At 70.6% G+C, this 20,748-nt stretch carries 26 protein-coding genes and 1 tRNA gene; 23 read left to right on the forward strand and 4 right to left on the reverse strand.

The genetic code is table 11. The features are described 5' to 3' along the window. Positions 1–258, reverse strand: coding sequence for a 50S ribosomal protein L27 (gene rpmA / locus LOC65_RS02315; RefSeq protein WP_009857537.1), 258 nt, complete (start codon positions 256–258; stop codon positions 1–3). Between the two features lie 14 nt (positions 259–272). After that, positions 273–584 (reverse strand): 50S ribosomal protein L21, encoded by a 312-nt coding sequence (rplU, locus tag LOC65_RS02320; RefSeq protein WP_009857536.1) that lies wholly within the window; start codon positions 582–584, stop codon positions 273–275. A 256-nt stretch (positions 585–840) separates the two neighbouring features. Between rplU and LOC65_RS02325 the strand changes: the two genes are divergently transcribed. From LOC65_RS02325 to LOC65_RS02440, 23 genes are all read left to right on the forward strand, one after another. Next, positions 841–1,782, forward strand: a complete 942-nt coding sequence (locus tag LOC65_RS02325; protein ID WP_230246592.1) for a polyprenyl synthetase family protein — start codon at positions 841–843, stop codon at positions 1,780–1,782. A gap of 59 nt (positions 1,783–1,841) precedes the next feature. Further along, positions 1,842–1,918 (forward strand) — tRNA-Pro (locus LOC65_RS02330). Positions 1,919–2,685: 767 nt separating this feature from the next. Further along, complete coding sequence (locus LOC65_RS02335) at positions 2,686–3,207, forward strand: hypothetical protein (RefSeq protein ID WP_230246495.1); 522 nt, start codon at positions 2,686–2,688, stop codon at positions 3,205–3,207. 65 nt (positions 3,208–3,272) lie between these two features. Beyond that, on the forward strand, positions 3,273–4,820 hold the full coding sequence (locus tag LOC65_RS19445) for a methyl-accepting chemotaxis protein (RefSeq protein WP_009857533.1): 1,548 nt from the start codon (positions 3,273–3,275) through the stop codon (positions 4,818–4,820). 85 nt (positions 4,821–4,905) lie between these two features. Beyond that, on the forward strand, positions 4,906–5,916 hold the full coding sequence (locus LOC65_RS02350; RefSeq protein ID WP_164963948.1) for a sulfotransferase: 1,011 nt from the start codon (positions 4,906–4,908) through the stop codon (positions 5,914–5,916). Next, positions 5,916–7,133: a chromate efflux transporter gene (gene chrA, locus LOC65_RS02355; protein ID WP_164963947.1), complete on the forward strand. Its 1,218-nt coding sequence runs from the start codon at positions 5,916–5,918 to the stop codon at positions 7,131–7,133. Before LOC65_RS02350 ends, chrA begins: the two co-directional genes overlap by 1 nt. A 106-nt stretch (positions 7,134–7,239) precedes the next feature. Next, positions 7,240–8,961, forward strand: a complete 1,722-nt coding sequence (gene pilB, locus LOC65_RS02360; protein ID WP_164963946.1) for a type IV-A pilus assembly ATPase PilB — start codon at positions 7,240–7,242, stop codon at positions 8,959–8,961. 16 nt (positions 8,962–8,977) lie between these two features. After that, a complete protein-coding gene (locus LOC65_RS02365) occupies positions 8,978–10,210 on the forward strand; it encodes a type II secretion system F family protein (RefSeq protein WP_009857529.1) in 1,233 nt (410 codons plus the stop codon). Further along, entirely contained in the window at positions 10,207–11,157 is a 951-nt protein-coding gene (locus tag LOC65_RS02370) for an A24 family peptidase (protein ID WP_009857528.1), read from the forward strand. The genes LOC65_RS02365 and LOC65_RS02370 overlap by 4 nt, the downstream gene beginning before the upstream one ends. Then, positions 11,139–11,765: a dephospho-CoA kinase gene (gene coaE, locus LOC65_RS02375; RefSeq protein WP_164963945.1), complete on the forward strand. Its 627-nt coding sequence runs from the start codon at positions 11,139–11,141 to the stop codon at positions 11,763–11,765. The genes LOC65_RS02370 and coaE overlap by 19 nt, the downstream gene beginning before the upstream one ends. A 24-nt stretch (positions 11,766–11,789) precedes the next feature. After that, complete coding sequence (gene zapD, locus LOC65_RS02380) at positions 11,790–12,545, forward strand: cell division protein ZapD (RefSeq protein WP_009857526.1); 756 nt, start codon at positions 11,790–11,792, stop codon at positions 12,543–12,545. Positions 12,546–12,567: 22 nt separating this feature from the next. Continuing rightward, positions 12,568–12,768 carry a DNA gyrase inhibitor YacG gene (locus LOC65_RS02385; protein ID WP_009857525.1) on the forward strand — a complete coding sequence of 67 codons (201 nt, stop codon included), beginning with the start codon at positions 12,568–12,570 and terminating at the stop codon, positions 12,766–12,768. A 140-nt stretch (positions 12,769–12,908) separates the two neighbouring features. Further along, positions 12,909–14,483: a nitrogenase cofactor biosynthesis protein NifB gene (nifB, locus tag LOC65_RS02390; protein ID WP_230246496.1), complete on the forward strand. Its 1,575-nt coding sequence runs from the start codon at positions 12,909–12,911 to the stop codon at positions 14,481–14,483. An 18-nt stretch (positions 14,484–14,501) separates the two neighbouring features. Next, a complete protein-coding gene (locus LOC65_RS02395) occupies positions 14,502–14,696 on the forward strand; it encodes a 4Fe-4S binding protein (protein ID WP_009857523.1) in 195 nt (64 codons plus the stop codon). A 2-nt stretch (positions 14,697–14,698) separates the two neighbouring features. Next, the gene (locus LOC65_RS02400; RefSeq protein ID WP_014430454.1) at positions 14,699–15,085 is read left to right on the forward strand and encodes an iron-sulfur cluster assembly accessory protein; all 387 of its coding nucleotides are present in this window, start codon (positions 14,699–14,701) and stop codon (positions 15,083–15,085) included. A gap of 10 nt (positions 15,086–15,095) precedes the next feature. Further along, positions 15,096–15,431: a nitrogen fixation protein NifZ gene (locus LOC65_RS02405; protein ID WP_009857521.1), complete on the forward strand. Its 336-nt coding sequence runs from the start codon at positions 15,096–15,098 to the stop codon at positions 15,429–15,431. 9 nt (positions 15,432–15,440) lie between these two features. Next, a complete protein-coding gene (locus tag LOC65_RS02410; protein WP_009857520.1) occupies positions 15,441–15,698 on the forward strand; it encodes a nitrogen fixation protein NifZ in 258 nt (85 codons plus the stop codon). Then, on the forward strand, positions 15,695–16,054 hold the full coding sequence (locus LOC65_RS02415) for a hypothetical protein (RefSeq protein ID WP_009857519.1): 360 nt from the start codon (positions 15,695–15,697) through the stop codon (positions 16,052–16,054). The genes LOC65_RS02410 and LOC65_RS02415 overlap by 4 nt, the downstream gene beginning before the upstream one ends. After that, positions 16,051–17,208, forward strand: coding sequence for a cysteine desulfurase family protein (locus LOC65_RS02420; protein ID WP_230246497.1), 1,158 nt, complete (start codon positions 16,051–16,053; stop codon positions 17,206–17,208). The genes LOC65_RS02415 and LOC65_RS02420 overlap by 4 nt, the downstream gene beginning before the upstream one ends. Before the next feature lie 28 nt (positions 17,209–17,236). After that, positions 17,237–17,449 (forward strand): putative nitrogen fixation protein NifT, encoded by a 213-nt coding sequence (gene nifT, locus LOC65_RS02425; protein ID WP_029718542.1) that lies wholly within the window; start codon positions 17,237–17,239, stop codon positions 17,447–17,449. Further along, complete coding sequence (locus LOC65_RS02430; RefSeq protein ID WP_009857516.1) at positions 17,449–17,706, forward strand: hypothetical protein; 258 nt, start codon at positions 17,449–17,451, stop codon at positions 17,704–17,706. Before nifT ends, LOC65_RS02430 begins: the two co-directional genes overlap by 1 nt. A gap of 14 nt (positions 17,707–17,720) precedes the next feature. After that, complete coding sequence (locus tag LOC65_RS02435; protein ID WP_230246498.1) at positions 17,721–18,560, forward strand: SIR2 family protein; 840 nt, start codon at positions 17,721–17,723, stop codon at positions 18,558–18,560. Positions 18,561–18,563: 3 nt separating this feature from the next. Beyond that, positions 18,564–18,920, forward strand: a complete 357-nt coding sequence (locus LOC65_RS02440; protein ID WP_164963937.1) for a hypothetical protein — start codon at positions 18,564–18,566, stop codon at positions 18,918–18,920. A gap of 42 nt (positions 18,921–18,962) precedes the next feature. On the opposite strand, the gene LOC65_RS02445 is transcribed toward LOC65_RS02440, so the two are convergent. Together LOC65_RS02445 and LOC65_RS02450 are read right to left on the reverse strand one after the other, a co-directional pair. Then, a complete protein-coding gene (locus LOC65_RS02445) occupies positions 18,963–20,321 on the reverse strand; it encodes a HipA domain-containing protein (protein WP_230246499.1) in 1,359 nt (452 codons plus the stop codon). 10 nt (positions 20,322–20,331) lie between these two features. Beyond that, a complete protein-coding gene (locus LOC65_RS02450; RefSeq protein ID WP_164963935.1) occupies positions 20,332–20,634 on the reverse strand; it encodes a helix-turn-helix domain-containing protein in 303 nt (100 codons plus the stop codon). Between the last annotated feature and the right edge of the window lie 114 nt (positions 20,635–20,748).

Here is a 20,748-nt window from a genome sequence, read left to right on the forward strand (position 1 = left end):
TCAGACCGGCGTGACGTTGACCGTGTGACGGTTCTTCTCGCCCTTGACGGCAAACGAGACGTTGCCATCGACGAGCGCGAACAGCGTGTGGTCGCGGCCCATGCCGACGTTGACGCCGGCGTGGAAGCGCGTGCCGCGCTGGCGAACGATGATCGAGCCGGCCGAGATGACCTGGCCGCCGAACACCTTCACGCCGAGCATCTTCGGCTTGGAGTCGCGACCGTTGCGGGTTGAGCCGCCGCCCTTTTTCTGTGCCATGGTTTACTGCTCCTTCAGACGTTCACGGAGCCGATTTCCAGCTCGGTGTAGTTCTGGCGGTGGCCGCCGTGCTTCTGGTAGTGCTTGCGGCGACGCATCTTGAAGATGCGCACCTTGTCGTGCCGGCCGTGCGCCACGACCGTGGCCTTCACGCTTGCACCCGCGACCCAGGGAGCCCCGATCTGCAGGTCAGCGCCGTTGCCGACGGCCAGCACCTGCTCGATCACGATTTCCTGGCCCACGTCCGCAGCAATCTGTTCTACCTTGATCTTTTCGCCAGCAGCAACCTTGTATTGCTTGCCACCGGTTTTTATGACCGCGTACATGTGTGCCTTCCTTCTGTTGAACCTTCGTGTGCTTGACGCCCTGTGACAGACCACAAACAGCACGAAGCCTTTCAGTATAGCATGGCCGGCCCCGTCGATCGGCACCCGCCCGTGCAGGACGACACGGCGCCCGCCGCCCCGACGGTGTCCGCCCTCCGACGGACAGCGAACAGGGCGCCTTCCTATAATCCGGCCGAATCAACCGGCGCGTTCCGTGCTCCAGACCACCGATTCCCTCTCTCACGTCGACGACCCGATGGACGCCGCCATGCGCCAGGTCGACGCCGTCCTGCGCGCCCGGCTGTCGTCGAAGGTGGCGCTGATCGACCAGATCGCCAGCTACATCATCAGCGCCGGCGGCAAGCGCATGCGTCCCCGCCTGCTGCTGCTGTTCTCGGAGGCCCTGGGCTTTCGCGGGCCGGAGCGCTACGAGCTGGCTGCCGTCGTCGAGCTGATCCACACCTCGACGCTGCTGCACGACGACGTCGTCGACGAGTCCTCGCTGCGCCGCGGCCGCGCAACCGCGAACTCGATGTTCGGCAACGCTGCGGCGGTGCTGGTCGGCGACTTCCTGTACTCGCGCTCGTTCCAGATGATGGTCTCGGTCAAGAGCATGCGCGTGCTCGAGGTGCTGGCCGAGGCGACCAACGTCATCGCCGAGGGCGAGGTCCTGCAGCTGATGAACATGCACGACGCCGACCTCGCGGTCGACGAGTACCTGCGTGTCATCCGCTTCAAGACCGCCAAGCTGTTCGAGGCCAGCGCCCGCCTGGGCGCGGTGCTGGCCGGCGCCTCGGTGGAAGTCGAGGAAGCCTGCGCCGACTACGGCCGTTCGCTGGGCACCGCGTTCCAGCTGGTCGACGACCTGCTGGACTACGAAGGCAACGCCAGCGAACTCGGCAAGAACGTCGGCGACGACCTTCGCGAAGGCAAGCCGACGCTGCCGCTGCTGATCGCGATGGAGCGCGGCACGGCCGAGGAGCGCGAGCTGATCCGCCACGCGATCGAGCACGGCGAGCTCGAACGCCTGCAGCAGATCATCGACATCGTGCGCCGCACGGGTGCGCTGGAGGCCACGCGAGAGGCCGCCCAGGCCCAGGCCGACATCGCCCGCGCAACGCTCGAGCTGCTGCCTGTTTCCAAAGCCCGCGAAGCTCTGCTAGAATTCTGTTTTCGCGCTGTTCACCGGTCTTCGTGACCTGAGCAGCCGAGACGAGAGGCCCGACGCAAGACAAGCTCTTGCAGCCGGTGCCGAATCGGGGTGTAGCTTAGCCTGGTAGAGCGCTACGTTCGGGACGTAGAGGCCGGAGGTTCGAATCCTCTCACCCCGACCAGACTTCTTTCTTCTTCGTCTCCGGGCGACACGGTCGCCCACAGCGCAGCAGACGCGCTGACACGAAGAACCCCATCCTCGATGCCCCAGCGCCTCACGGCGGCTGGGGCATTGTTCTTTCCGGCGTCCGCGACCACGGACCGCACGGATCACAGCGTCGCGGCGCCCGGCTCGTCGCCCACGCGCCAGCGCAATTGCCCCCTCTTTCGCGCCGCCCGACCGCGCGCTGCGCCAGGCAGCACGCCGGCACGGCCCCGGCCGCCGTAAGCGCCGCATCGACCCATGCCGAAGGCATTCGCTCATCATCTGAATTGATGATGCGATGATGACCGAACTCCATGGTGAACAACCATCGAATTCATCACGAATTCACGACTCGCGAGTTGAACGCCTCCATAGGGAACAAGACAGCGAATGGACGGCAATTTGTCACGCCGTCTTGCTGCACCGACGGCGACCTCCATGGCCTCTGCCATCTCCGGCGTGAACCTGTTCTCACCTTGAAGAAGGCCCCTCGCCCTCGACACGCCCCTGACATGCAACGTTCAACGACGCTCCCAACAGAGCTCCGATGACATCGCCGTAGGGCGTCCGCCCATCACACCAGATGATCTGAAACAAGAACCTAATGAACCGGCATATCGACATGCGGAAACTACTTAATTCGCGCGGACGTCTGCCGATGACGTGAACTCAATGCCTGCCCGAACCGGGCCCGCCGTCCACAGGAGCTCTGCCATGCATCGTTTTCGTCCCGCACGCCGTCTCGTGATCACCGCCGCCCTGCTGGCCTGCGGCACCGGCTTCGTCGCCGCCGCCGAACTGCCCGCCGACGTGCAGGCCAAGGTCGAGCGCGCCAAGAAGCGCCTCGTGGAGATGGCGGCGGACCCGGTGGTGATCGCCACCGTGCGCGAGGCCAACACCCGCGACGCCTCGGGCATGAACAACGGCAAGTGGGTCGACCTGCCCGACAGCGACCCGCTCGTCAAGGCGATGCTGGGCGGCAAGGCCAGCCAGCTGATCGTCAAGTGGGAACAGGCCGACCCGACGATCAACAAGATCCTGCTGCGCGACCAGAAGGGCAACATCGTCGCCGGCAGCACCAAGCCGCTGATCTACAACAACGCGACCCGCCCGGTGTTCGCCAACGCGCTGAAGGGCCAGCCCTGGGCGGCCGACGAGATCAAGCCGGACACGACGACGCAGATCCCCAGCGTGCACGTCTCCGCCCCGGTGCTCGACGGCGGCAAGCCGATCGGCGTCATCCACGCCGGCCTGACGGCCAAGTGAAGGCAGGGCCGGCCGCCCAGGCCGGCCCGCCTCGGCACCGCACTTCACCCCAGGGAGTCGTTTCGATGTTCAAGAACATGAAGGTCGGTGTCCGGCTCGCGCTCGGATTCGCCACCGTGCTGGCGCTGATGGCGCTGATCAGCACGATCTCGCTGACCCGGCTGTCGGCGATCAAGGCCGACCTGGCCGCCGTCACCGGCGAGGCGCCCGAACGCCTGGCCGGCAACCTCCGCGACCTGGCGCGCTTCCAGGGCATGGCGATCCGCGACGTCGTGCTGCAGGACGACATGGCCTTCAAGAAGAAGGAGATCGACCTGATGCGCAAGGCGCGCGAGGACTACGACCGCACCGCCAAGGCGCTGGACGAGCTGCTCGCCGACGAACCCCAGATCAAGGCCGCGTTCGACAAGGCCCAGCGGGCCATGGCCGCGACACGCGCCCCGGCCGAGAAGGCGGTCGAGCGCTCGATGTCCGACGATCTCGCCGGCGCCGCCGAAGTCGTGCGCGCCGAACTCCGCCCGGCCCAGCTCGCCCACATCGGCGCGCTCGGCGAGGTGGTCGAGGCGATCAAGGAATCCTCGCGCCAGCGCAATCTGGCCGCCGACGAGGCCTACCAGCGCGCCGTGGCGCTGATCGTCGGCCTCGCGGCGACGGCGCTGGTGTTCGGCGCCGTGGTCGCCTGGCGCATCCAGCGCAGCATCACCCGCCCGCTCGAGCGTGCCGTCGAGGTGGCCCAGGCCGTCGCCGCCGGCGACCTGACGCGCCGCGTCGAGGTCGACGCGAACGACGAGGTCGGCCGCGTGCTGCATGCGCTGGAGACGGTCAACGCCAATCTCAGCCGGACGATGAACCAGGTGCGCGAGGCCGCCGAGACGCTGCAGACCGCATCCGCCGAGATCGCCACCGGCACGGCCGACCTCAGCAGCCGCACCGAGCAGCAGGCCTCCAGCCTGCAGCAGACGGCGGCGTCGATGGAGCAGCTGAACTCGACGGTGCGCAACAACACCGACACCGCGCGCGCCGCGGCCCAGATGGCCGGTTCGGCCAGCGCCGCGGCCACGCGCGGCGGCGAGGTCGTGACCGAGGTCGTCAGCACGATGCAGGAGATCACCGCGAGCTCGCGCAAGATCGCCGACATCATCGGCGTCATCGACGGCATCGCGTTCCAGACCAACATCCTGGCGCTCAATGCCGCGGTCGAGGCCGCCCGCGCCGGCGAGCAGGGCCGCGGCTTCGCGGTCGTCGCCGGCGAGGTGCGCTCGCTGGCCCAGCGCAGCGCCGAGGCGGCACGCGAGATCAAGGGCCTGATCGGCGCCAGCGTCGAGCGCGTCGAGGTCGGCGCCCGCCTCGTCGGCGAGGCCGGCACGACGATGACCGACATCGTCACCCAGGTGCAGCGCGTGTCGCAACTGATCCAGGAGATCAGCCAGGCCACCGTCGAGCAGACGGGCGGCATCGGCCAGGTCAACGACGCGGTGACGCAGCTCGACCAGGTCACGCAACAGAACGCCGCACTGGTCGAGCAGACGACCGCGGCCACCGAGAGCCTGAAACAACAGGCCCAGACGCTGGTCGACGCGGTGCGCGTCTTCCGCGTCGCCACGACTGCCTGACACCAGGGGGCGGTCTTTCCGTCGGGCGCGGCCGCGGCGCGGGCCGCGCCCGCCCGACTTTGCGCCGTCATCGGAGAGCCCCCTCGTGAAGATCTTCATGGTCGGAACCCAGCGTTCCGGATCCAACCTGCTGCGCCTGATGCTCAACCAGGCGCCCAGCCTCGCGGCACCGCATCCGCCGCACGTGCTCGAACGTTTCGCGCCGCTGCTGTCGCTGTACGGCAACCTCCAGGGCGACGCCGCGTTCGCGACCCTGGTCGACGACGTCGCCCGTCTCGTCGAAGCCAATCCGGTGCCCTGGCCGGTGACGCTGGAGCGTGCCGACCTGCATCGCCGCTGCCGCGAACGCAGCCTGGTTGCCGTCTTCGGCGCCGTGATGGACCGCATGGCCGAGGCCGCCGGCAAGCCCGACTGGGTGTGCAAGTCGCTGGCCAACGTGCACTTCCTGCCCGAGATCGAACGCTACTTCGGCGACGACGCGCGCTACCTCTACCTGTACCGCGACGGGCGCGACGTCTGCCTGTCGTTCATGAAGGCCGTCGTCGGCGAGAAGACCGCCTTCCACGTCGCGCGCCAGTGGCATGCCGAACAGCAGCTGGCGCTGGCCTGCGGCCGGCGCGTGCCGGCCGACCGCTTCCTGGCGCTGTCCTACGAGTCGCTGACCACCGCGCCGGAGCCGTCGCTGCGCCGCCTGTGCGCCTGGCTGGGCATCGAGTTCCACGCCTCGATGCTCGACTACCACGGCTCCGAGGAGGCCGACCGCACGGCCTCGTCGGGCCGGATGTGGGAGAACGTGCGCAAGCCGGTGATGGCCGGCAACAGCCGCAAATGGCTGGCCGAGATGCGCACCGACGACATCGTCGACTTCGAGTCGGTGGCCGGCGCCTCGCTCGCCGAGCTCGGCTACGAGCTGCACTTCGTCGGCCAGGACCGCGAGGCCCGGCGCTACGATGAAGCGGCGCTGGCCGCGCTGGACGCCGAGAACCGCCGGCGCAAGGCGCTGGCCCGCGAGACGCTGCCGCCGGCCGACGCCGCGGCACGCAAGCCGCAGGAGGACCTGCTGGCCGAGATCCGCAGCCGCGCCGTGACCGCCTGATGCCCGACACCCGCCCAGCCTCCGTCCCGGCCGCGCCGCCGGGATACAGCGCGCTGCGCCTGTTCGCCGACTGCGCCGTGCTCGGCCTCACCGCCTGGGGCGGCTTCATGGCGCTGCTCGCCCAGGCGCAGCAGCGTTTCGTGAACCGCCGCGGCTGGATCGCCGAGAAGGACTTCCTCGACCTGATCGCGCTGGTCGCGATGCTGCCCGGGCCGCAGGCCGTCAACGCGCTGGCGGTGATGGGCCACCGGCTCGGCGGCTGGACGGGCTTCGCCGCGGCGCTGGCCGGCATCGTGCTGCCGAGCTTCGTGATCCTGGTCGCGCTGTGGGCCGGCTACGCGGCGCTGGCCGGGCATCCGGCGCTGCTGCAGGCGGTGATCGTCGGCGTGCTGCCGCCGCTGGCGATGATCCTCGCGCAGACCGCCTGGAACCAGTCGAAGAAGGCGACGCCGGCGCCACGCGACAAGGCGCTGGCGGTGGCCGCCGCGGTGGCGCTGCTGGCGCTGCCGTTCTGGTCGGCGTCGATCCTGGTGCTGGCCGCCGGCGGGCTGATCAGCCGCCTGTTCTGGCCGGCCCCCAAGGCCGCACCCGCACCCAGCAGCCCGCCGATGGCGCCGTCGCGCATCCTGCTGTGCCTGGCGCCGGCGGCGCTGGCGCTGTTCCAGCTGATGCCGGCGCTGCTGCCGCAGGACACGGTGGCACGGCTGGCGCTGGCCTTCGGCGGCATCGCGACGACGCTGTTCGGCGGCGCGCTGGTGATGGTGCCGCTGCTCGAAGGCCTGATCGTCGATCGCCTGGGCTGGCTGGACCACGCCGGCTTCACCGCCGGGCTGGCCGCCAGCCAGCTGACGCCGGGGCCCATCGTCGGCATCGCGACCTTCACCGGCATGGAGATCGCCGGCCTGGCCGGCGCGCTGGCGGCGACGATCGGCGTCTACACGCCGACGGCCATCATCGCCGTCGGCGTCGACGGCGCGGCCGACCGGCTGCGCGGCCTGCGCGGCTTCCAGCACACGATGATCGGCGTGCGCTGCGCCGTCGTCGGGCTGATCGCCGGCGCCGCCGCGACGCTGTGGTGGAAGCTGCCGCTGGCCGCCCAGCCGCTGGGCTGCGCGGCACTGACGCTGGCCGCGGCGCTGCTGGTGCTGCGCTGGCGCCAGCCGCCTTACGTTTCGATACCGGTCGGGGTGCTGCTGGCCGCGTTGTTCATGGGCTGAGCGGAAGCGGTCACGGACGGTCGCGCGCGGCCGTCCTTCGGCGTTTACACGGGGGGGCGGTATCGGCGATGATCGTCCGGTTATGCCCCGCACGCACTGACTGCACATGCCGCCAGACACCACCGTCGAGCCCCAGCAGACCGCCTTGTCCGGTGTCGCCCGGGTGCTGGTGCATGCCGGCAAGCTCAACGCGCGCACCGCGGAAGACCTGGCGCGCAGCGCGCGCGAGCGCAAGACCGGCTTCGTCTCGGCGGTCGTCGCCGCCGGCGCGCTCAAGCCCGACGAGCTGGCGCATGCGCTGTCGGGCGCGCTGGCTCTGCCGCTGCTGGACCTGAACGCCGTCGACACGCAGAAGCTGCCGCGCAACCTGCTCGACGCCAAGACCGCCGCGCAGTACCAGGTCATCGTGCTCGGCAAACGCGGCAACCGGCTGTTCATCGGCGCCGCCGACCCCACCGACCAGGAAGCGGTCGAGCGCATCAAGTTCGCGACCCAGCTGACCCCGGAGTGGGTCATCGTCGAGTACGACAAGCTGATGCGCCAGCTCGAAGCCCAGGGCCAGAGCGCCACCGAGGTGCTCGAGTCGCTGGCCGGCGAGGACTTCGACTTCGACGTCAGCGACGACACGACGGCCAGCCCCGAGGCCGAGATCTCCACCGAGGTCGAGGACGCGCCGGTCGTGCGCTTCCTGCAGAAGATGCTGATCGACGCGATCAACGCGCGCGCCTCCGACCTGCACTTCGAGCCCTACGAGTACAACTACCGGGTGCGTTTCCGCATCGACGGCGAGCTGCGCGAGATCACCCAGCCGCCGATCGCCATCAAGGACAAGCTCGCCTCGCGCATCAAGGTCATCTCGCGCATGGACATCGCCGAGAAGCGGGTCCCGCAGGACGGCCGGATGAAGCTGAAGTTCGGCAGCAAGGCGATCGACTTCCGCGTCAGCACGCTGCCCACGCTGTTCGGCGAGAAGGTCGTGATCCGGATCCTCGACCCGTCGTCGGCGCGCCTGGGCATCGAGGCCCTGGGCTACGAGAAGGTCGAGAAGGACCGCCTGCTCGCCGCGATCCAGCGGCCCTACGGGATGATCCTGGTCACCGGGCCGACCGGCAGCGGCAAGACGGTGTCGCTCTACACCTGCCTGAACATCCTCAACCAGCCGGGCGTGAACATCGCCACCGTCGAGGACCCGGCCGAAATCAACCTGCCGGGCATCAACCAGGTCAACGTCAACGACAAGGCGGGCCTGACCTTCTCCGCGGCGCTGAAGGCCTTCCTGCGCCAGGACCCGGACATCATCATGGTCGGCGAAATCCGCGACCTGGAAACCGCCGACATCGCGATCAAGGCGGCGCAGACCGGCCACCTGGTGATGAGCACGCTGCACACCAACGACGCGCCGACGACGCTGACGCGGCTGCTGAACATGGGCGTGGCGCCGTTCAACATCGCCGCCAGCGTGCTGCTGATCACCGCGCAACGCCTGGCTCGGCGTTTGTGTGAAGTCTGCAAGAAACCGGCGGACTATCCGCGCGAGGCGCTGCTCAAGGCGGGGTATACCGACGCCGATCTGGACGGAAGCTGGAAGCCGTATCGTGCGGTCGGCTGCTCCGCCTGCAACAACGGCTACAAGGGCCGCGTCGGCATCTATCAGGTGATGCCGATCACCGAGGCCATCCAGCGTGTCATCCTGTCCGAGGGCACGGCGCTGGACATCGCCGAGCAGGCGCAGCGCGAGGGCGTGCGCGACCTGCGACAGTCCGGTCTCGTGAAGGTGCGCCTGGGCGTCACCTCGCTCGAAGAAGTCATCACCGTCACCAACGAATAACTCCCTCCCGACACCCATGGCCACAGCAGCATCCGCAGCGCGCGCCAAGAGCGCCGCCAAGGAACAGATCTTCGAGTGGGAGGGCAAGGACAAGAACGGCAAGCTGGTGCGCGGCGAGATCCGCGCCGGCGGCGAGGCCGTCGTCAACGCCAGCCTGCGCCGTCAGGGCATCCTGGTCACCAAGGTCAAGAAGCGCCGCACCAGCGGCGGCCGCTCGATCAAGCAGAAGGACATCGCGATCTTCACGCGCCAGCTGGCGACGATGATGAAGGCCGGCGTGCCGCTCTTGCAGGCCTTCGACATCGTCGCGCGCGGGGCGTCCAACCCGCGCATGACCAAGCTGCTCAACGACATCCGCTCCGACGTCGAGACCGGCACCAGCCTGTCGGCCGCGTTCCGCAAGCACCCGCAGCACTTCGACTCGCTGTACTGCAACCTGATCGAAGCCGGCGAGGCCGGCGGCATCCTGGAGGCCCTGCTCGAACGCCTGGCCATCTACCAGGAGAAGACGATGGCGCTGAAGCAGAAGATCAAGTCGGCGCTGATGTACCCGATCGCCGTGATGGTCGTCGCCTTCGTCGTGCTGACGGTCATCATGATCTGGGTGATCCCGGCGTTCAAGGAGGTCTTCCGCTCCTTCGGCGCCGACCTGCCGGCGCCGACGCTGTTCGTCATCGCGCTGTCCGAGTTCTTCGTGAACTGGTGGTACGTGATCTTCGGCACCCTGTTCGGCGGCGCCTACTTCTTCTTCCAGTCCTGGAAGCGCTCCGAGAAGATGCAGATGGTCATGGACCGGCTGCTGCTGCGCATTCCGGTGTTCGGCTCGCTGATCGAGAAGTCGGTCATCGCGCGCTGGACACGCACGCTGTCGACGATGTTCGCCGCCGGCGTGCCGCTGGTCGAGGCCCTCGACTCCGTCGGCGGCGCCTCCGGCAACGCCGTCTACGCCCAGGCCACCGAGCAGATCCAGAAGGACGTCTCCACCGGCTCGGCGCTGACGACCTCGATGACCGCGACCTCGGTCTTCCCGACGATGGTGCTGCAGATGTCGGCCATCGGCGAGGAGTCCGGCTCGCTCGACCACATGCTGGGCAAGGCCGCCGAGTTCTACGAGGAAGAGGTCGACGACATGGTCAAGGGCCTGTCCAGCCTGATGGAGCCCTTCATCATCGTCATCCTGGGCGTGCTGATCGGCGGCATCGTGGTCTCGATGTACCTGCCGATCTTCAAGCTGGGCGCCGTCGTTTGATCCCCGCCGACTGGAGCGCGGCGCTGCCGCTGGACCTGCTGTTGAGCCCCTGGCTGCTGGCCCTGTTCGGGCTGGCCGTCGGCAGCTTCCTCAACGTCGTCATCCACCGCGTGCCGCTGATGCTGGAGCGCCAGTGGTGGGCCGACGTCGCCGGCCAGCTGACCGACCGCGACTCGTTCCGCCGCGTCTTCGGCGCCGACGCGCCGGCCGGGCTGGCGCAGGCCGGGCTGGGGCTGGACAAGAAACTGGAGGCACTGGCGCCGCTGGGCATCGTCCGGCCCCGCTCGCGCTGCCCGTCCTGCGGCCATGCGATCCGCTGGTACGAGAACGTGCCGCTGGTGAGCTGGCTGGCCTTGCGCGGCCGCTGCTCGGCCTGCAAGACGCGCATCCCGGTGCGTTACCCGCTGGTCGAGCTGGCGACCGCGGCGCTGTTCGGCCTCGTCGCCTGGCGCCTGGGCGCGCAGCCGGCGGTGCTGCTGTGGTGCGGCGCCGTCGCCGTGCTGCTGGCGCTGGCGCTGATCGACTGGGACACGACGGTGCTGCCCGACGGGATGACGCTGCCGCTGCTGTGGGCCGGCCTCGTCGCCGCCGCGCTGGGCTGGCTGCCGGGGCAGACGCTGGCCGACGCGATCGCCGGCGCGGCGGTCGGCTACCTGTCGCTGTGGTCGGTCTACTGGCTGTTCAAGCTCGCCACCGGCAAGGAAGGCATGGGCTACGGCGACTTCAAGCTGCTCGCTGCGCTCGGCGCCTGGCTGGGCTGGCAGGCCATCGTGCCGATCGTGCTGATGGCCTCGGTCATCGGCGCCGTCGTCGGCCTCGGCATGAAGGCCACCGGTTCGCTGCGCGAAGGCCGCTTCGTGCCCTTCGGGCCCTTCCTGGCCGGCGGCGGCCTCGTCGTGCTGCTGGCCGGCCGCGAGACCGTGCTCTCGTGGATCGGCTGGGCCTGACGCCCCGGCCGCGCCGCTTTGGCCTGACCGGCGGCATCGGCAGCGGCAAGAGCACCGTCGCCGCGCTGCTGGCCGAACTCGGCGCCGTCGTCGTCGACACCGACGCGATCGCGCGTGAACTCACCGCGCCCGGCGGCGCCGCGCTGCCGGCGCTGGCCGCGGCCTTCGGGCCGGAGATCGTCGGCGCCGACGGCGCGATGGACCGCGAGCGCATGCGCGCGCTGGCCTTCGCCGACCCCGGCGCGAAACGCCGGCTCGAAGCCGTGCTGCACCCGATGATCGGCGCCGAGGCGCTGGCGCGCGCCGCCGCGGCCGGCGACGCGCCGGTGGTGTTCGACGTGCCGCTGCTCGCCGAGTCGGCGCACTGGCGCGCACGCTGCCAGCGCATCCTCGTCGTCGACTGCCGCGAAGCCACCCAGGTCGAGCGCGTGACACGGCGCTCGGGCTGGAGCGATGACGCCGTGCGCCGCGTCATCGCCCAGCAGGCGAGCCGCGCCACGCGCCGGCGCATCGCCGACGCGGTGATCTTCAATGACGGGATCACCCCCGGGGAACTGGCCGCCGAGGTCCGGGCGCTGTGGGCGCTGTGGAACAATGGTCCTCACTGAGCATTCCCCCGAAGAGCGCCGACTTTGGTCCTGTACGAGTACCCGTTCAACGAGGGCATCCGCACGATGCTGCGGCTCGAGCACCTGTTCGACCGGCTCGGGCAGCTCGTCGCACGCGACGCGCCGGTGGACCACCACTTCGCGCTGGCGACGATCTTCGAGATCATGGACGTCGCCTCGCGCGCCGATCTGAAGAGCGACCTGCTGAAGGAGCTGGAGCGCCACCGCGCCCAGCTGCAGTCCTACCGCGGCAACCCGCACATCTCCGAGGCCGCGCTCGACCAGATCGTCGGCCGCATCGACACCGCCTTCAGCGGCCTCAACCAGCTCCAGGGCAAGGCCGGCCAGGCGCTGCAGGGCAACGACTGGCTGATGGGCATCCGCAGCCGCATCGGCATCCCCGGCGGCACCTGCGAGTTCGACCTGCCCTCGTACTACGCCTGGCAGCAGCTCGACCCGGCCAGGCGCCGCGCCGACCTGATGGGCTGGATCGCGACCCTGTCGCCGCTGGCCGAGGCGCTGCAGGTGCTGCTGGGGCTGCTGCGCGACAGCGGCGTGGCCCAGCGGGTCGTCGCCGCCGGCGGCCAGTACCAGCAGAGCCTGCCGGCCGGGCGCACCTACCAGCTGATGCGCGTGCGCCTGGACGCCGCCGACGGCCTGGTGCCCGAGATGACCGGCCACCGGCTGATGGTCGGCGTGCGCCTGATGCGCCCCGACGCCGACGGCCGGCTGCGCCTGGCCGCCGAAGACCGCGACTTCGAGCTGACGCTCTGCGCCTGACCTGTCTCCCCTTCGTTTCCCCGTGACCGCTGCCCGCCTCGTCCCCTGCCCGGCCTGCAAGACGCCGACGCCGTATTCGCCGCAGAACCGCTGGCGCCCGTTCTGCAGCGAACGCTGCCGCAGCCTGGACCTGGGGGCCTGGGCCAGCGAGAGCTACCGCGTCGCCGCCGAGGCGCCGCCCGACGCCGGCGAAGACACGCCGAGCCCGCCAACACGCCAATAACGCCCCGGCCGCTGTCGGCTTTGTCGCGAAGAGCACAGCCGGCCGACGCCCGACACCTTCCGCAAGTCCTTGATCCATAAGGGATCGAGGCATGGCACGGCTCTCGCAGTGCGGGCTCGTCCTCAACCGACGGGCCAGCCATGAGCCACACAGCCTTCATCTCGATCGGTGACCTGCGCCGCAGCCGGCCCGCCCTCGGCGACGCCGCGCCCGCCAGTGCTGGCGGCTGCAGCAGCAGCGGCGGTGCCGGCAAGTCCGGCTGCGGCTCCTCGGCCGGCCCCGAAGACATGCCGGCGGAGATCTGGGAGAAGGTCAAGAACCATCCCTGCTACTCCGAGGAAGCGCACCACCACTTCGCGCGCATGCACGTCGCGGTCGCCCCGGCCTGCAACATCCAGTGCCACTACTGCAACCGCAAGTACGACTGCAGCAACGAGAGCCGCCCCGGCGTCGTCAGCCAGAAGCTGACGCCCGAGCAGGCGGTGAAGAAGGTGCTGGCGGTGGCCAGCGCGATCCCGCAGATGACGGTGCTGGGCATCGCCGGCCCCGGCGACTCGCTGGCCAATCCGCAGAAGACCTTCGAGACCATGCGCCTGCTGCAGCAGCACGCGCCGGACATCAAGCTCTGCCTGTCGACCAACGGCCTGGCGCTGCCCGACTGGGTCGACGAGATCGTCAAGTACAACGTCGACCACGTCACGATCACGATCAACATGGTCGACCCGGCCGTGGGCGAGAAGATCTATCCCTGGATCTTCCATGACCACCGCCGCGTCACCGGCCTGGAAGCGGCGCGCATCCTGCACGAGCGGCAGATGCTGGGCCTGGAGATGCTCACCGCACGCGGCGTGCTGGTGAAGGTGAACTCGGTGCTGATCCCGGGCGTCAACGACGCGCACCTGATCGAGGTGAACAAGGCCGTCAAGGCACGCGGCGCCTTCCTGCACAACATCATGCCGCTGATCTCGGAGGCCGAGCACGGCACCTTCTACGGCCTCAACGGCCAGCGCGGCCCGACGGCGCAGGAGCTGAAGGCCGTGCAGGACGCCTGCGCCGGCGGCGCCAACCTGATGCGCCACTGCCGCCAGTGCCGCGCCGACGCCGTCGGCATGCTCGGCGAGGACCGCAGCGACGAGTTCACGCTCGAGAAGATCGAGGACCTGGCCGTCGTCTACGACCTGGACAAGCGCCGCGCCTACCAGCAGCAGGTCGAGCTGCAGCGCCAGGCCCAGCACCAGGCCAAGGTCGACGCGCTGGCCGAGGCTTTCGACGCACGCCTCGCCGACGACGGGCTGAAGGTGCTGGTCGCCGTGGCCAGCGAGAGCCAGGGCCGGGTCAACCAGCACTTCGGCCACGCCACCGAGTTCCAGATCTACGAGGTCGGCGCCGGTGCCGCGACCTTCGTCGGCCACCGCCGCGTCGACCTGTACTGCCAGGGCGGCTACGGCGAGGACGAGCAGCTGCCGTCCATCGTCCAGGCGCTGGCCGACTGCCACGCGGTGCTGGTCGCCAAGATCGGCGCCTGCCCGCGTGACGAACTGAAGGCCGCCGGCATCGAGCCGGTGGACCGCTACGCCCACGAGTTCATCGAGAAGGCCGCGCTGGCCTGGTTCGCCGACTACCGCGAACGCATCGCCAGCGGCGCCGTCGTCCACCAGGCGCGCGGCGACGCGCGCATCCGCCAAGGCGCCTTCACCGGCACCGCGGCCGCCTGACCCCCCGAGGAGAACCTCATGGCCCTTAAGATCATCGCCTCCATGTGCTCCGGCTGCTCGGCCTGCGAAGCCGAATGCCCGAACAACGCCATCCGCGAAAAGGGCGGCAGCTTCATCATCGACCCGGCCAAGTGCACCGAGTGCGAAGGCCACTTCGACGCCCCGCAGTGCATCGCCGTCTGCCCGGTCGACAACTGCATCAAGAAGGTCTGACGATGGGCGCGGCGAACGTCGTCGTCACCCCCGCCGCCGAGAAGTTCATGCGGCGCCTGTTGCGCTTCTCGGAGCACCCGGCCGGCGGTTTCCGGCTGACGGTGACGCCGGGCGGCTGCTCGGGGCTGTCGAGCAGCTTCAGCCTCGACGCCGCGCCGCAGGACGGCGACGCCGTGCTTGACGTCAACGGCCTGCGTGTCTTCCTGCCCGCGGCCAGCGCTGCGCTGCTGGACGGCGTGACGGTCGACTTCGCCGACACGCCGACCTCCAGCGGCCTGCGTTTCCACGACCCGAAGCAGGCCGCCTGCGGCTGCTCCAGCGCCGGTGCGGCGCCGCCGGCGCAGGCCAGCGTGTCGCTGGACTCGCTGCGCCGCATCAGCCGCGCCTAGCGAGGCCGACATGGCGGACATCGTGCGCGACGACGACGAGGTCGAACTCGCGGGCCCGCCGCGTTTCGAGATCGGCGAACGCGTCGCCGCCCGCATCAAGGTGCGCAACGACGGCACTTTCGGCGGCCGCGACATCGGCGACGTGCTGGTCGAACGCGGCGACGTCGGCTACGTGCGCTCGATCGGCAGCTTCCTGCAGCAGTACTACATCTACACCGTCGAGTTCGTCGCCAGCGGCCGCCAGGTCGGCATGCGCGCCAAGGAGCTGTGCACGCTCGACCATCTGCCGCCCGAGGTGCTGGCCCGGCTGGGCGAGCGCGCCGGCCAACTCGACGACCTGCGCTGAGGACCCACGATGCTCGACCCCCGCCTGCCGCGCTACCCCTGGGGCCTGGAAGTCCGGGCCGCCGTCGACCTCTACAACGACGGCTCGGTGCCCGACGCCGAAGAAGACCAGTTGCTGATCGTGCGTGGCGGCCCGGGCGAGATCGTCCAGGTCGGCCACCACGCCGAGGCCAACGTGCCGCTGTACATGGTCGACTTCGGCCTGTGCGTGCTCGGCTGCCTCGAGGAGGAGATCGTGCCGGCCACAGAAGCCGGGGCCGGCGGATGAACGCCGCCGTGCGCCGCCCGCCCGTCGACCGTGGCCCGCGGGCCGCCGTCGTCGCGCTGGACGCGGCGCGCATCGAGCGTGCGCTGGCCGCACGCAGCCGCTACCGCTACGTGCGCCCGCGCCTGGCGGCCGAAGGCGCGGGCTGGAAGATCCTCAGCGCCAACTGCTCGCGCAATGTCGACCCCGACGGCGGCGAGATCGCCATCGCCTGGTTCGAGCCCGACGCCAGCGGCCGCTGGCGGCTGCACGCGCGCGACCACGTCGAGAGCCGCTGGACGCTGGTCGGCGAGGGCCTGACGCTGGACGCCGCGCTGGCCCAGGTCTGCCACGACGAGACGCGGATCTTCTGGCCGTGAGCGTCTACCTCGACCACAACGCGACCACCGCGCCGGCGCCCGAAGCGGTGGCGGCGATGCTGCACGCGCTCGAAGTCGCCTGGGCCAACCCCTCGTCGACGCACGAGCCCGGCCAGCAGGCGCGGCGGCTGCTGGCCGACGCGCGCGCCCGCGTCGCCGCGTTCCTGGGCTGCCAGCCGGCGGAGCTGGTCTTCACCAGCGGCGCCACCGAAGCCAACCACAGCGCCGTGCACGCCGCGCTGGCGGCGACCCGCGGCACCGGGCGCCAGCGCCTCGTGCTGAGCAGCGTCGAACACCCGGGCCTGATGGCGCTGGCCGCGCGGCTGGAGGCCGAAGGCGTGCCGGTGACGCGCCTGCCGGTCGACGCCGACGGCCGCGTCGACCTGGACGCGGCGCGCGAGGCGATCGCCGCCGACGCCGCGCTGGTCAGCGTGATGGGCGCCAACAACGAGACCGGCGTGCGCATGCCGGTGGCCGAACTCGCCGAGCTGGCGCACGCCGCCGGCGCCCGGCTGCACGTCGACGCCACCCAGCTCGCCGGCAAGGCGGCGCTGGACTTCGCCGCGCTGGGCGCCGACCTGCTGAGCGTCTCGGCGCACAAGCTGCACGGGCCCAAGGGCGTCGGCGCACTCGTCGTGCGCAAAGGCTTCGCGCTGGCGCCGCTGCTGCCCGGGCGCCAGGAGCGCCACCGCCGCGGCGGCACCGAGAACCTGCCCGGCATCGCCGGCTTCGCCGCCGCCTGCGACCACGCCGCGGCGACGCTGGCCGACGACCTGCCGCGCATCGCCGCGCTGCGCGACCGGCTCGAAGCCGGCTGCGCCACCCTGCCCGGCGTGCAGGTCTACGGCCGCCGCGCCGTGCGCGTGGTCAACACCTGCTGCCTGCGTTTCGGCACGCTGGACGCCGAAATCGTGCTCGGCCGGCTGGAGCGCGCCGGCGTCGTCGCCTCCTCGGGCGCGGCCTGCGCCGCCGGCGGCACGCAGCCTTCGCACGTGCTGCTGGCGATGGGTGAACCGGCACTGCATGCGCGCGCCGCGCTGCGTTTTTCGCTCGGCCGCGACAGCACCGAAGCCGACGTGCAGCAGGCACTGGACGCCGTGCACGCCGCCATCGCCCCCTTGCTGCAGGACGCCGCCGTGGCGGCCTGCCCCTGAATCCACGATTCCACGACTGGAGCCGACGATGAAAGTGATGATGCGCCGCAATTCCGCCGGGGTGCTCTCGGCCTACGTGCCGAAGAAGGACCTGGAGGAGCCCGTGGTCGCGCAGGAGAAGCCGGGCCTGTGGGGCGGCACCGTGACGCTGGCCAACGGCTGGGTGCTGTCGCTGCCCGAGATGGCCGAGACGACGACGCTGCCGATCACCGTCGAAGCCAAGAAGCTGGCGGAGGACTGATGGACGCTGCCACGCTCGCCGACGCGCTGGCGCTGGCCGAGGCGGCGCCCGACCTGCGGGCCGCCGCCACGCGGCTGCGCGAGCGCCTGGCGCCGCTGCGGGTCGTCGTCGTCGACGCCGTCGACCTGCGCGACGAGACGCCGGCCGCCGCCGGCGAACGCTGCGCGCTGTTTCTCGGCGCCTCCGACGGCCACTGCTGGCAGGTCACCGCCGACCCGGCGCAGGCCGCCGCCGTCTTCGTCGCCGCACGGCGCTGAACCGGAGAACCGCGATGAGTCACACGACGATCGACACGCTGCCCGAGGCCGTCGCCGCCGGCCTGGCCGCCGGCACGCTGTGCCCCTATCTCGGCCCCGGGCTGCTGGCGCTGTGCGACGGCCCGCGGCCGCCGGCCGACGCGCTGGCGCTGGCGGCGGTGCTGACGGCGCGCGTCTCGGTGCCAGCCAAGATCCGCAACCGGCTCACCGCCGCAGCGCAGTTCATCGAGAACTTCAAGCACCGCAAGACCCTGGTCAACACGATGGACCAGGCCTTCGCCGCGCCGGCCGCGCCGTCGGCGCTGCACCGCTGGCTGGCGGCGCTGCCGGCGCCGCTGATCGTCGACTGCTGGTACGACGACACGCTGCGCCGCGCGCTCGCCGCTCGCGAAGACTGGGCCGAGGTGCAGGGCCTGTCGCAGAGCGAACACTTCGGCACCTGGACCGGCTGGTACGGCGCCGACGGCAGCGCCGCCGACGCGCCGCAGGAAGCGCGCACCGTGTTCTACAAACCCTGGGGCGGCCGCTCGCCGGCGTCCAACTACCTGATCTCGGACTCCGACTTCGTCGAGGTGCTGACCGAGATCGACATCCAGACACCGATCCCGGCCGTCGTGCAGCAGCGCCGCGCGGCGCTGGGTTTCGTCTTCCTCGGCTGCCGCTTCGATGACCAGCTGCCGCGTGCCTTTGCGCGCCAGGTGATGAAGCGCAGCGCCGGGCCGCACTACGCCGTGCTGCCCGAGCCGCCGACCCGCATGGAGCAGCGTTTCCTGGACGAGCAGGGCATCGTGCGCATCGCGCTGCCGCTGGCCGAGGTGGCCGAGGCGCTGACCGGCGTACCGCAGCCGGCCTGAGCCGTGTACCACCAGGCGCTGTACGCCATCGTGATGGACGCCGGCGCCGCCGTCGGCGACCTGACGCGCGCGATGCAGGGCGAAGACGAACTCTTCGCCAGCCCGCGCACGCTGGCCGCCGTCGAGGCCCAGTTGCTGACGATGGCCCACACGCTGGGCAACCTGACGCCGGTGCTGCGCGACAAGCTGGCGCTGGCCGACTGGGCCGGCTGGCAGGCGCTGCACGCGGCGCTGCGCGAAGGCCACGAGCCGCGCCGCGAAGCCGTCTGGTACGCCGTCAGCGCGCTGGTGCCGCAGACGATGGGGCTGCTGGCGGAACTGCGGCGGCGGGAGCCGGTGTGGTTCGAGAACGGGTATTGAGGCGGGGCGCTTCGTCAGCGGCGGGGCCGCTTCTCGCGGCTCTCAGAGGTACTCGTCCTTCAGGCCCGCGGCGTCCGCCACCAACAACTTGAGCCGCCGGGCCTGTTCCGCCACGAAGCGGGCGATGCGCTGGACGAAGGCACGCTCGGCCGCGCCTTCGTAGGCGAGGTCTTGCGCCTGGGCCGCCGCCGCGGCTTCGGCCAGCTTTGCCAGCCGCTGGCCTTCCCGCCGCATCAGCTTGCGGTCGATGCCGCAGCGGGCGGCGAAGTCCGCCAACGCGAAGGGCGACAGCTCGGCGTGACTGAAGACATCGCCGTAGGCCATGGCCAGCTCGGTATCGAGCCCGTCGTACTGCAGCACGCTCACCAGGTCGTACCAGGGCGTCGGTTCCAGCAGGCCGCCCGGGCGCACGAAGAACGAGAAGTTCTTGCCGTGGGCGTCGCTGTTGCCGATCAGGAACTGGAACAGCGCCCAACGCAGCATGGCCAGCCGGGCGGCCGCCTTGTTGGCCGTGAGCTCGGCGCAGCCGAACAGGCGCTCGAAGCTCACGCCGTCGCGGATGTGGCGCACCGCCTCGGCGCTGCCGAGGTTGCGCTCGTACTTGTAGGCGACCGGCAGGTCGCAGGCCTGGCAGGCGTCGATGATGTGCCGGCGGCGAACCCGGGGTTGGCCGCCGGCGTTGTCGAGCTCGCGGTCGAAGCGCCGCACCACCAGCACCGGCCGGGGCGTGCGCAGCAGCCCGGCCTCGGCCGCCGGCAGGCCCATGCGGCGGGCCAGCGACAGGCAGAAGTGTTCATTGGCCGCCAGGTGCGGCGTCTTCGGGTTGCCGGTGTCGGGCTTGAGGATGTGCGTCGAAGCCAGGCGCGGCCCGTCCACCAGGAAGATCCGCCCGCCGTCGCCGAGCGGCCGGTCGAGATAGACCAGCAGCTTGTCCTGCAGGCCGGCCACCGACATGCGGACCTTGCCGTCCCACACCGTCAGCGGCACGTGCTCGCGTTCGGCGATGCGCCGGTCGAGTTCCTGGCGGGAGACTTCTCGCAGCACGGCATCGCCCGCCGGCTGCGCCGCCGCAGCGTCACCCGTGAAGCGCAGCGCGCCCGCCGTCTCGGCGCCCAGGGCCCAGATGAGACCGAAGACGTTGGTCCTGGCCAGGCCGTTGTAGGCGACCGCCACGTCCAGCGCCCGGCCTTCGGGCAGCAGGTGCTCGATGAAACGTTTGATGGACGCCGACGGGTAGTCGGCCGGTGGACGCGTCAACGGCAGTGCCGGAGACAGCGGGTAGGACTGGGCGTCGGCGACCCAAGGCTCGGCATAACTCAGGCGCCAGCGGTCGTCGCGTCCCTCGTGTTCGACGGTGGCCACCCGGGTCTCGTCCGCCCAGACGTGCAGTGCGTGGGTCATGCTGACGGCCTCACGGCTTGCTGTCGCGGGCGGGCGCGGACGGGCTGTGGCTGGCCGCCTCCCGGGCCCAGGGGTGCTCCTTGGGCAGCACCATCAGCGCCAGGCCCAGACCGTCGAGCACGGCCAGCGCCTTGTCCAGGCGCACCGAGCCTTGGCCGTTCTCGAGCCGGGACATCAGGTCCACCGAGACGCCCAGCAGACCGGCGGCATCGTCGATGCGCAGCGACTGCGACTTGCGGCGCTCACGCACGACCGGGCCCAGCTCGGGAGCGGAGTTCAGGAGGACTGGGCTGCGGCTGGAGGTGTCGGTCATTTCGGAGTTCCAGTGGGGAGCCCCGGCGAGCGGGCCTCCGTGACGGAATTTCTGCTACTCCGAAATCTTAGCGGTCCTGCGGCCGCTCATCCACCACAGTTTCGGCAAATCAGA

The organism is Rubrivivax sp. JA1055 (assembly GCF_020966565.1).
Classification (GTDB): domain Bacteria; phylum Pseudomonadota; class Gammaproteobacteria; order Burkholderiales; family Burkholderiaceae_C; genus Rubrivivax; species Rubrivivax benzoatilyticus.

Coding starts and splice junctions, on each gene's coding strand:
- LOC65_RS02445 (WP_230246499.1), bottom strand. CDS start 20,321: ATGACCCACGCACTGCACGTCTGGGCGGACGAGACCCGGGTGGCCACC.
- nifT (WP_029718542.1), top strand. CDS start 17,237: ATGAAAGTGATGATGCGCCGCAATTCCGCCGGGGTGCTCTCGGCCTAC.
- rpmA (WP_009857537.1), bottom strand. CDS start 258: ATGGCACAGAAAAAGGGCGGCGGCTCAACCCGCAACGGTCGCGACTCC.
- LOC65_RS19445 (WP_009857533.1), top strand. CDS start 3,273: ATGTTCAAGAACATGAAGGTCGGTGTCCGGCTCGCGCTCGGATTCGCC.
- LOC65_RS02400 (WP_014430454.1), top strand. CDS start 14,699: ATGGGCGCGGCGAACGTCGTCGTCACCCCCGCCGCCGAGAAGTTCATG.
- LOC65_RS02410 (WP_009857520.1), top strand. CDS start 15,441: ATGCTCGACCCCCGCCTGCCGCGCTACCCCTGGGGCCTGGAAGTCCGG.
- LOC65_RS02325 (WP_230246592.1), top strand. CDS start 841: ATGGACGCCGCCATGCGCCAGGTCGACGCCGTCCTGCGCGCCCGGCTG.
- LOC65_RS02430 (WP_009857516.1), top strand. CDS start 17,449: ATGGACGCTGCCACGCTCGCCGACGCGCTGGCGCTGGCCGAGGCGGCG.
- LOC65_RS02395 (WP_009857523.1), top strand. CDS start 14,502: ATGGCCCTTAAGATCATCGCCTCCATGTGCTCCGGCTGCTCGGCCTGC.
- LOC65_RS02435 (WP_230246498.1), top strand. CDS start 17,721: ATGAGTCACACGACGATCGACACGCTGCCCGAGGCCGTCGCCGCCGGC.
- LOC65_RS02450 (WP_164963935.1), bottom strand. CDS start 20,634: ATGACCGACACCTCCAGCCGCAGCCCAGTCCTCCTGAACTCCGCTCCC.
- LOC65_RS02405 (WP_009857521.1), top strand. CDS start 15,096: ATGGCGGACATCGTGCGCGACGACGACGAGGTCGAACTCGCGGGCCCG.
- LOC65_RS02365 (WP_009857529.1), top strand. CDS start 8,978: ATGGCCACAGCAGCATCCGCAGCGCGCGCCAAGAGCGCCGCCAAGGAA.
- LOC65_RS02415 (WP_009857519.1), top strand. CDS start 15,695: ATGAACGCCGCCGTGCGCCGCCCGCCCGTCGACCGTGGCCCGCGGGCC.
- pilB (WP_164963946.1), top strand. CDS start 7,240: ATGCCGCCAGACACCACCGTCGAGCCCCAGCAGACCGCCTTGTCCGGT.
- rplU (WP_009857536.1), bottom strand. CDS start 584: ATGTACGCGGTCATAAAAACCGGTGGCAAGCAATACAAGGTTGCTGCT.
- nifB (WP_230246496.1), top strand. CDS start 12,909: ATGAGCCACACAGCCTTCATCTCGATCGGTGACCTGCGCCGCAGCCGG.
- chrA (WP_164963947.1), top strand. CDS start 5,916: ATGCCCGACACCCGCCCAGCCTCCGTCCCGGCCGCGCCGCCGGGATAC.